The organism is Arthrobacter sp. NPDC056493 (genome assembly GCF_042795115.1).
Classification (GTDB): domain Bacteria; phylum Actinomycetota; class Actinomycetes; order Actinomycetales; family Micrococcaceae; genus Arthrobacter.
In genome coordinates, this window is record NZ_JBHTSL010000103.1 from 1 (window position 1) to 7,681 (window position 7,681).

General features: G+C 66.7%; 10 protein-coding genes and 1 tRNA gene. 5 read left to right on the plus strand and 6 right to left on the minus strand.

Annotated features, from left to right (window positions below):
• Window positions 1-239: catalase (locus ACFQ50_RS23955; protein ID WP_377998106.1), on the minus strand; the 239-nt coding region annotated here is incomplete at its 3' end.
• Window positions 240-257: 18 nt separating this feature from the next.
• Window positions 258-731 carry a Fur family transcriptional regulator gene (locus ACFQ50_RS23960; protein ID WP_377998107.1) on the minus strand — a complete coding sequence of 158 codons (474 nt, stop codon included), beginning with the start codon at window positions 729-731 and terminating at the stop codon, window positions 258-260.
• A gap of 76 nt (window positions 732-807) precedes the next feature.
• Here ACFQ50_RS23960 and ACFQ50_RS23965 point away from each other — a divergent pair, with 76 nt between their 5' ends.
• On the plus strand, window positions 808-2,079 hold the full coding sequence (locus tag ACFQ50_RS23965; RefSeq protein WP_377998108.1) for an MFS transporter: 1,272 nt from the start codon (window positions 808-810) through the stop codon (window positions 2,077-2,079).
• A gap of 40 nt (window positions 2,080-2,119) precedes the next feature.
• Entirely contained in the window at window positions 2,120-2,989 is an 870-nt protein-coding gene (htpX, locus tag ACFQ50_RS23970) for a zinc metalloprotease HtpX (RefSeq protein WP_377998109.1), read from the plus strand.
• A 151-nt stretch (window positions 2,990-3,140) separates the two neighbouring features.
• Here htpX and ACFQ50_RS23975 read toward each other — a convergent pair whose 3' ends face one another.
• Together ACFQ50_RS23975 and ACFQ50_RS23980 are read right to left on the minus strand one after the other, a co-directional pair.
• Window positions 3,141-3,596 carry a GNAT family N-acetyltransferase gene (locus tag ACFQ50_RS23975; protein WP_377998111.1) on the minus strand — a complete coding sequence of 152 codons (456 nt, stop codon included), beginning with the start codon at window positions 3,594-3,596 and terminating at the stop codon, window positions 3,141-3,143.
• Window positions 3,597-3,679: 83 nt separating this feature from the next.
• Window positions 3,680-4,171 (minus strand): YajQ family cyclic di-GMP-binding protein, encoded by a 492-nt coding sequence (locus ACFQ50_RS23980; protein ID WP_377998112.1) that lies wholly within the window; start codon window positions 4,169-4,171, stop codon window positions 3,680-3,682.
• Window positions 4,172-4,370: 199 nt separating this feature from the next.
• Here ACFQ50_RS23980 and ACFQ50_RS23985 point away from each other — a divergent pair, with 199 nt between their 5' ends.
• Together ACFQ50_RS23985 and ACFQ50_RS23990 are read left to right on the plus strand one after the other, a co-directional pair.
• The gene (locus ACFQ50_RS23985; RefSeq protein WP_377998114.1) at window positions 4,371-4,625 is read left to right on the plus strand and encodes a hypothetical protein; all 255 of its coding nucleotides are present in this window, start codon (window positions 4,371-4,373) and stop codon (window positions 4,623-4,625) included.
• Between the two features lie 114 nt (window positions 4,626-4,739).
• A tRNA-Tyr gene (locus tag ACFQ50_RS23990) sits at window positions 4,740-4,821 on the plus strand.
• 125 nt (window positions 4,822-4,946) lie between these two features.
• Here ACFQ50_RS23990 and ACFQ50_RS23995 read toward each other — a convergent pair.
• Both ACFQ50_RS23995 and ACFQ50_RS24000 read right to left on the minus strand, forming a co-directional pair.
• A complete protein-coding gene (locus tag ACFQ50_RS23995; RefSeq protein WP_377998116.1) occupies window positions 4,947-5,681 on the minus strand; it encodes a potassium channel family protein in 735 nt (244 codons plus the stop codon).
• A 99-nt stretch (window positions 5,682-5,780) separates the two neighbouring features.
• The gene (locus ACFQ50_RS24000; protein WP_377998118.1) at window positions 5,781-6,836 is read right to left on the minus strand and encodes a LysM peptidoglycan-binding domain-containing protein; all 1,056 of its coding nucleotides are present in this window, start codon (window positions 6,834-6,836) and stop codon (window positions 5,781-5,783) included.
• Between the two features lie 384 nt (window positions 6,837-7,220).
• Here ACFQ50_RS24000 and ACFQ50_RS24005 point away from each other — a divergent pair, with 384 nt between their 5' ends.
• Complete coding sequence (locus ACFQ50_RS24005) at window positions 7,221-7,655, plus strand: thioredoxin family protein (protein WP_377998120.1); 435 nt, start codon at window positions 7,221-7,223, stop codon at window positions 7,653-7,655.
• The last annotated feature ends 26 nt before the right edge of the window (window positions 7,656-7,681 follow it).

A 7,681-nucleotide genomic window follows, 5' to 3' on the forward strand; every position in this document is an offset into this window, starting at 1 on the left:
GGCTGCAGGAACGCCGCCTTGGTGTACTTGGAGACGTCCTCGGTGGCCTTGAACGTGCCGAACGCGCCGCCGCCCTTGGCGTGCACCACACGCTCTGGAACCCGCTCGCGGTTGAACTGGGCGAGCTTCTCCACCAGGTAGTGATCCGTGAGGATGATCGCGCCGTCAGCACCGACAGCCTTCGAATGTGCATCGGACGTAACCGGCGCACCTGACTGGGTCGTTGAAATGGCAGTCATTATTCTCCTATTTCTTAATTACTTGTCATTTACGTTTGCAGGAAGTTTTTGGGCCCGCTGGCATTCTCCGCAGATCCCCTGGTACATGACATCCGCGATCTGGATGGTCATGGGGTGGGAATCCTCGCTCCAATGCGGGGTTAGGCACGGAGCATGGCCGACAGCGCAGTCGACATCCTCCACACGGCCGCAGCTGATGCAGATCGCGTGGTGATGGTTGTCGCCCACCCGCGTCTCATACAGCGCCGGGGAATGCGGGGGTTCGAAGCGGCGCAGCATCTGCAGGTCCGTCAGATCACCCAGCACCACGTACACGGACTGCGCCGTCAGTTCCGGCAGTTCCTCGCGGGCAGCCGCCAGGATGTTTTCCGCCGGGGAGTGCGGGTGATGCTCGACGGCGGCCAGGACCGCCAGCCGCTGCTTGGTCACCCGGCGGCCGTGGGCACGCAGGGCCGCGGCCCATGCTTCGTGGCTTTCCGGGTGATCGGTCATATCTCCATTGAATCACTTATTTTGACTAGATCACAATAAGGCGGGGCTAAGTTCCTGCTGAGGCTAGAGTTGCCGGGTGGGAAAACTTCTGGCCGACATCACTCCGCTGCGCGAGAGCCCTGATTTCCGGCGGCTATGGCTGGGGTCGGCACTCTCCAACGTGGGCAGCCAGCTCACCCTCGTCGCTGTCGGCCTGGAGGTATACCGGCTGACCCAGGACAGCCTCTACGTCGGGCTGCTCAGCATCTTTGCCCTGGTCCCGCTGGTGCTGGGCGGCTTGCTGGGCGGATCCATCGCCGACTCCCATGACCGCCGCACGGTGGCGCTTCTGTCGTCCGCGGTGCTGTGGGTGACCACCGGCGGGCTCGCTCTCCAGGCCTGGCTGGAGGTGGGCAATGTGTGGCTGCTGTATGCCCTCGTGGCCGTGCAAAGCGGTGCCCAGGCGATCAACCAGCCTGCCCGCAGCGCCATCATTCCCGCGCTGTTGCGGAAAGAGCTCCTGCCGGCCGCCAACGCACTGAACATGGTGACTTTCGGGCTTGGCATGACGGCGGGGCCGCTGTTCGCGGGTGTCCTGGTGGCCAGTGTCGGGTTCGGGTGGACGTACACGCTGGACGTCGTCAGCTTCGTCTTTGCCTTCTGGGCCCTGCTGAAGCTTCCCCCCATGCCGCCCGGAGAGGCGGCGGGGCGGGCCGGGATGCGGTCCGTGGCGGAGGGTTTCCGCTTCCTGGGCACGCGGCCCAACCTGCGGATGACGTTCATCCTCGACCTCATCGCGATGATCCTTGCCCAGCCGCGTGCCCTGCTGCCGGCCATCGGTGCCCTCATGATCGGCGGCGGGGAAACCACAGTGGGCATCCTGCTGGCGGCCGTGGCTGTGGGTGCCTTCCTCGCCGGCCTCTTTTCCGGGCCGCTCGGCGCGGTGCGGCGGCAGGGGACTGCGGTGGTGTGGTCGGTCATGGGCTGGGGCGCCTCGTTTTCGGCGTTCGGCCTCGTGGTGGTGCTGGCCGGGCGGTCGGGCTCCGGCGGCGTCACCTTCTGGCTGATCCCGGCAGCCCTCTGCTGCGCCCTGGCGGGAATTGCCGACTCCGTGAGTGCCGTCTTCCGCACCACCATCCTGCAGGCCGCGACCCCGGACCACCTGCGCGGCCGGCTTCAGGGGGTCTTCATTGTGGTGGTCGCTGGTGGCCCGCGGCTGGGCGACATGGTGGCAGGCGGCGGCACTAAAATTCTTAGTGAGGGCTGGGTCCTGCTGCTGGGCGGCATCCTGTGCATCGTGGTGGCCTGGATGGTGGCGCGGTGGCAATCCGGCTTCCTGAAGTACGACGCGCGGAATCCTGTTCCGTAGCGGCGGTACCGGTTCCGACTTCTGAGCTGTGGAGGCAAAAGTGCACAATCACCACAACGGACTGAAAACGGCGGCGCTGTTCGGCGTGCTGTGGGCCATCCTGCTGGGCCTGGGCGCCCTCATTGCCGCCAACACCCGCAGCTCAGCCCCGATCCTGATCATGGCGCTGATCGGCCTGGGGACCACGGCCTACGGTTACTGGAACAGCGACAAGATCGCGCTCCGCTCCATGCAGGCCTATCCCGTCTCCGAAGCCCAGGCGCCGCAGCTCTACCAGATGGTCCGGGAGCTCTCCGCCCGCGCCAACCAGCCCATGCCCCGGATCTACGTCTCGCCCACCATGGCGCCCAACGCCTTCGCCACCGGGCGGAACCCGCAGAACGCCGCCGTCTGCTGCACGGAGGGGATCCTCCAGCTCCTCACCCCGCGGGAACTGCGGGGCGTCCTCGGCCATGAGCTCATGCACGTCTACAACCGCGACATCCTGACCTCGTCCGTGGCAGCTGCGGTGGCGGGCGTCATCACCTCGGTGGGGCAGATGCTGCTGTTCTTCGGCGGCGGGGACAGGCGCAATTCGAACCCGCTGGCACTCATCGCCATGGCGCTGCTGGCGCCGCTGGCAGCCTCCCTGATCCAGGTGGCCATCTCCCGGACACGGGAGTACGACGCCGACGAGGACGGTTCGCAGCTCACCGGCGATCCGCTGGCACTCGCCTCCGCCCTGCGCAAGATCCACCAGGGCGTCCAGGCCGCACCGCTGCCGCAGGACCAGCGGCTGGTCAACGCCTCGCACCTGATGATCGCCAACCCGTTCCGCGGCGGCGGGCTCACCAGGCTTTTCGCGACGCACCCGCCGATGCAGGACCGCATCAGCCGCCTGGAGCGGATGGCAGGCAGGCCGCTTAGCTGACGGCCGCCGTCGTACTTCTTCCTGGGGAGCCCTGCGACGCGCCCATAACCCTGCGACGCGCACCATGCCCTGAGACGCGCACAATGCCTGGCGCGGCCGGAATACCAGCAGCGAGCGGAAATTTGCGCGTCGCCCGCCAACTGGCGCGTCGTCAGAGCGAGCGGGCGTAGCAGACGGACAGCGGCTCGCCGGCGTACGGCCCGAAGTTGTCGATCAGCCGGTAGCCCTCGCGCTCGTAGAAGCGGATGGCGTCGGGCTGGGCCGTGCCGGTCTCCAGCTTGAGCTCGCTCAGGCCCAGGCGGGCGGCCTCGGCCTCCAGGCTACGCAAAACTGCCAGGGCGGCGCCGCTTCCGCGGTGGTCGGGCAGCACGAACATCCTCTTGATCTCCGCGGACCCGGCGTCGAGCCGGCGCAGGGCGCCGCAGGCAACCGCTGTCCCCTCGTGGTTCCGGGCCACCAGGAACACGGTGATGTCTTCGGCGCTGGGCGCGGAACCGGGCTCATGGTCGTCGCAGCCGTAGCGGGCATCCAGTTCGGCCCGCTGCATGCTGCGCAGCCTCGCCCCGTCCTCGGCGTCCCACGGCTCGGGCCTGACTGCGAAGTTCATTGGTTTCCTGTTCCCTGGTGGCGCACAAACGGGCTGGCGGGCACTGTCGCCAGCCCATTTGTGCACCCCGGCGCCGGCGGGCCTTAGCTGCGGAAGTTCACGAACTGAAGATCGGCCTCGTCAAAGTCCTTCAGGAGGGCCATGGTGGCCTGCAGGTCGTCCCGGGACTTGGACGTGACGCGGAGTTCATCGCCCTGGATCTGGGACTTGACGGACTTCGGGGCCTCGTCGCGGATGAGCTTGTTGATCTTCTTGGCGAGGTCCTGCGCGATGCCTTCCTTGATGGAGGCCTCCAGCCGGAATTCCTTGCCGGAGGGGTACGGTTCGCCGGTGTCCAGGGACTTGAGCGAGATGCCGCGGCGGATCAGCTTGGACTGCAGCACATCCAGGACCGCCAGGACGCGCTCCTCGGAGTTTGCCTTCATCAGGATCTTCTCGCCGCTGAAATCGACTTCGGCGCCGACGCCCTTGAAGTCATAGCGCTGGGCGATTTCCTTCTGCGCCTGGTTCAGCGCGTTGGCCACCTCCTGCTTGTCTACCTTGCTTACGACGTCGAATGTGGACTCGCCTGCCATGACTCTCCTTTGCTGGTGCATGCGTCGCCCGGGCGGTAAGGCTCCGGGCAGGGTGGGGATATCTGGATTCCAGCGTAGTACGGATGGCGGGGAAGTGAAGGTGGGCGCCATTCACAGTTCACTCATAGCCGAGTCATGGCGGGAACGAAGTTATGGCGCCCAGAGTTGTAGCAGTTGGAAGCCGCTCGGAAGGAAAGCAATGACCCACAAGGCCGTCCGCTACGTCACCAAGTCCACCGCCGCAGCCGCAGGAACCATCGCCACCGCCGCCTCATCCGTGGCCGCCGCTGCCGTGGCCGCATCCATCATCCTCAGCCCCGTAGCCGACGCCTCCACCCGGATGGAGGGAGTGCATTCGGACCTTCAGCGGGCCGTGCAGCTCAACCAGATCACCGAGGAACAGGCGCTGCGGTTCGAGGCCAAGCTCGCCGGCCGGATCCTCAGCGAAGCCTGATTTTCGACGATTTTCGGCCCGCGTATTCCCGATTTCACTCTTCGGCAGAAGTTCTGTAAGGTTGTCTTGCCGCGGTGATGGAAACAAAACCGTGGTGATCTTCTTTTGAAGTTCGGCAGATTACCCGAGCGGCCAAAGGGGGCTGACTGTAAATCAGCTGGCAACGCCTACGGGGGTTCGAATCCCTCATCTGCCACATTTGAAAAGACCTCCGGAACCTAGTGGTTCCGGAGGTCTTTTGCTTTCCTCGATTTCCGTCGAAGGCCGGGCCTAGTGGGAGACCAGGCCTGGTGGGAAACCGGGCACCCAAGCCAGAGGCGACTACGGCGCAGGGTCGCGCCGCAGCTCGGCGATCTCGCGCCGGAGGGCGGCAACCTCGGCGGCCAGTTCCCCTACCTCCGTCAGCACCGGCAGCTCTGCCGATTCAGCCGCGGCCACCGTTGTTTCCTCGACCCGCTGGACCAGCCACGAGGCAATGGAGGCTGTCACCACGCCCAGAACGGCGATGCCGCTCATCATCAGCGCCGCCGCCACAACACGGCCCAGCGCAGTGACCGGGTACATGTCGCCGTAGCCCACGGTGGTGATGGTGGCGACGGCCCACCACAGGGCGTCGCCGAAGGTGAGGATCTTGGCATCGGGAGCCGACTGTTCGACGTCGAGCACGGCCAGGGCACCAACGAACACCAGCAGGGCAGCGGAAGCGGCCACGTAGGTGACAACCCTGCCACGCAGAGTTTCGCCCACCGTCCGGTGAAGCACCGACAGAAGGGTCACCAGGCGGAGCAGCCGCAGCGGGCGGAAGAACGGCAGGGCGACGATCAGCAGTTCGTGCAGATTGCGGAGAAACCAGCGGCTGCGGTCTTCGGCCAGCCACAGGTTGGCCGCATAGTCCAGCGCGAAAATGCCCCAGGTGATCCACAGGGTGGCCTCGAGCCACTCGGCTCCCCGGCCTTCCATCCTGCCGATCACCTGCCACGCGTATGCCGCCAGGAACACGATGGCCGTCCCCATCAGCGGCCATTCGGCAAGGTCCCGATAGCGTTGCTGCGTCATGGCCACGATCTTACGGGCGGAGGCGCGCGGCTGGGTCCTGCCCGGCCGGGATTTCCGTGGTGGTCCCGGCCGGACTATGTGCCCCGTTTTGGTGCCCCTTCAGTTCAGCGCGATGACCAGCATCTGGGTGGTACCCGGAATGCAGGTTTGCAGGACCGCCCGGGGGAACCCGCCGAACACCGCAGCGACGTCGTTGGTGGTGCCGGGGTTCGGCACCTGGCTCCGGGCCGAGACCCGGTAGGAGCCGTAGCCCGGGATGTCGACGCGTTCACCGACGCTGATTCCGGAGAACCGGGCCCAGCCGCCGCAGAAGTCGTGCTCGGTGATGAAGAGCGAGTACCCGTCGGTGGGCGTGAAGTGGATGGGGCCGATGCAGCTGTCCACCATCGCCTGGCCGCCGGCGCCGGCCACGTAGATGGTCCGCACAGCCGGAGCCGGTGCAGGAACCTGTGCGGGTGCCTGTGCCGCAGCGGGAGCCTGCACCTGCGCCGGAGCGGCGACGGCGGGTCCGCTGAGCCTGAGCACCTGGCCCGGAACAATGACCGAGCCGGGCCCAAGGCCGTTGGCGGCAAGCACGCCGCTGGTGCTGACGTTGTAGCGTCCCGCAATGGAACTCACGGTGTCGCCGGCAACCACCCTGTAGGTGGCGGGCCGAGGCGCGGGGGCCGGCGCAACCCTTCGGACGGTTGCTGTTTTCGCGGCCGGCGCTTTCGCCCGGGCTTTGGCTGCTGCCGCCTTGACCGGCGTCTTCGTTGCTGGCTTGGCAGCTGTCTTCGCGGGTGCTTTTGTGTGTGCGCTGGCGTCGGGTGCCGCCGCCAGCGCCTTGGCCGGCGTACTGGTGGCCGGCGCCGCGGCCGCTGTCTCTGCTGCCGGCCAACTCTTAGGGGCTGGCTGTTCGACGGCGGCAGGTTGGCTGACAGCGGCAGCCGGGCTCCCGCCGTCGGACGCTACGAGCGCGCCGACGCCCGCCCCGGCCGCCAACAAAGCAGCGGACACGGCAGCGGAAATGAGCAGCAGCCGGGCGGCGGGCCTCCCGGCCAGCGGGCGATGCCGGCCAGTCGGGGTTGGCCTGCTGAAGCTCGGCGGTGCTAATGGCTGCGGATCGTTCCCGTGGCCAGATGTGTTCTGGGGATCTGGCGTCTCCTGATGGTTCATGGCGGACCTTTGTTTCGTGCGCAGGCGGTGTCCGGATGCGCGGCGTACGGTGACGCGCAGACACAGGAGGCGCTCGGGCCCAAGGGCGGAAGCACGGCATATGGGGCGCATGACCGCTATTCATGAGTGATGCACGCCCGCGAACGTGCCGGCCCCAGCCTTCTTCGAGTGTAGGAAGCACCCGCAGGCGCTGCACGAGTAGGGAATACCTGTTTTTCCGGTAGCGGGCACTTGGTTTCCCGCAGGTGCTCTGTGCGGGGAAGGCCCGCGGCGCCTGGGCCTGCGTGGCACACGCGGCGGGCGCGGAATATTCCCGGTGACGCGGCGAGCGAACAAGGCGCCGGGCCGCGGGACTTACGGGCATGGCTCGCGTACGGTTGAATAATGGCTACCGTTGACATCACAGGTGAACAGTTCGCATCGACCATCGAGGGCAACGACATTGTCCTGGTGGACTTCTGGGCTGAATGGTGCGGCCCGTGCCGCCAGTTCGCCCCCACGTACTCCGCGGTTTCGGAAAAGCACCCGGACGTCGTTTTCGCGAAAGTGGACACCGAAGCCGAGCAGCAGCTGGCGGCGGAGGCGGGCATCTCCTCGATCCCCACGCTGATGGCGTTCCGTGAGAAGGTGCTGGTCTTCTCGCAGCCGGGCGCGCTGGCCGCCCCGCAGCTCGAGCAGGTCATAGACGCCGTTAAAGCGCTCGACATGGAGGAAGTCCACGCCCATGTGGCCCGCTCCCAGGCCGAGGCTGCCGCTGCTGCGGGCAACAGCAGCACGGCCGCAGGGCCCCAGGACGGCTCGCAGATCCCCGACTTCTAAGCGCTCAATTTAAGGCAACGTGGGCC

Excerpts from the sequence above, each read along its gene's own strand:
- ACFQ50_RS23995 (WP_377998116.1), bottom strand. The coding sequence starts at position 5,681 with ATGACGCAGCAACGCTATCGGGACCTTGCCGAATGGCCGCTGATGGGG.
- ACFQ50_RS24005 (WP_377998120.1), top strand. The coding sequence starts at position 7,221 with ATGGCTACCGTTGACATCACAGGTGAACAGTTCGCATCGACCATCGAG.
- ACFQ50_RS24000 (WP_377998118.1), bottom strand. The coding sequence starts at position 6,836 with ATGAACCATCAGGAGACGCCAGATCCCCAGAACACATCTGGCCACGGG.
- ACFQ50_RS23975 (WP_377998111.1), bottom strand. The coding sequence starts at position 3,596 with ATGAACTTCGCAGTCAGGCCCGAGCCGTGGGACGCCGAGGACGGGGCG.
- ACFQ50_RS23985 (WP_377998114.1), top strand. The coding sequence starts at position 4,371 with ATGACCCACAAGGCCGTCCGCTACGTCACCAAGTCCACCGCCGCAGCC.
- ACFQ50_RS23960 (WP_377998107.1), bottom strand. The coding sequence starts at position 731 with ATGACCGATCACCCGGAAAGCCACGAAGCATGGGCCGCGGCCCTGCGT.
- ACFQ50_RS23980 (WP_377998112.1), bottom strand. The coding sequence starts at position 4,171 with ATGGCAGGCGAGTCCACATTCGACGTCGTAAGCAAGGTAGACAAGCAG.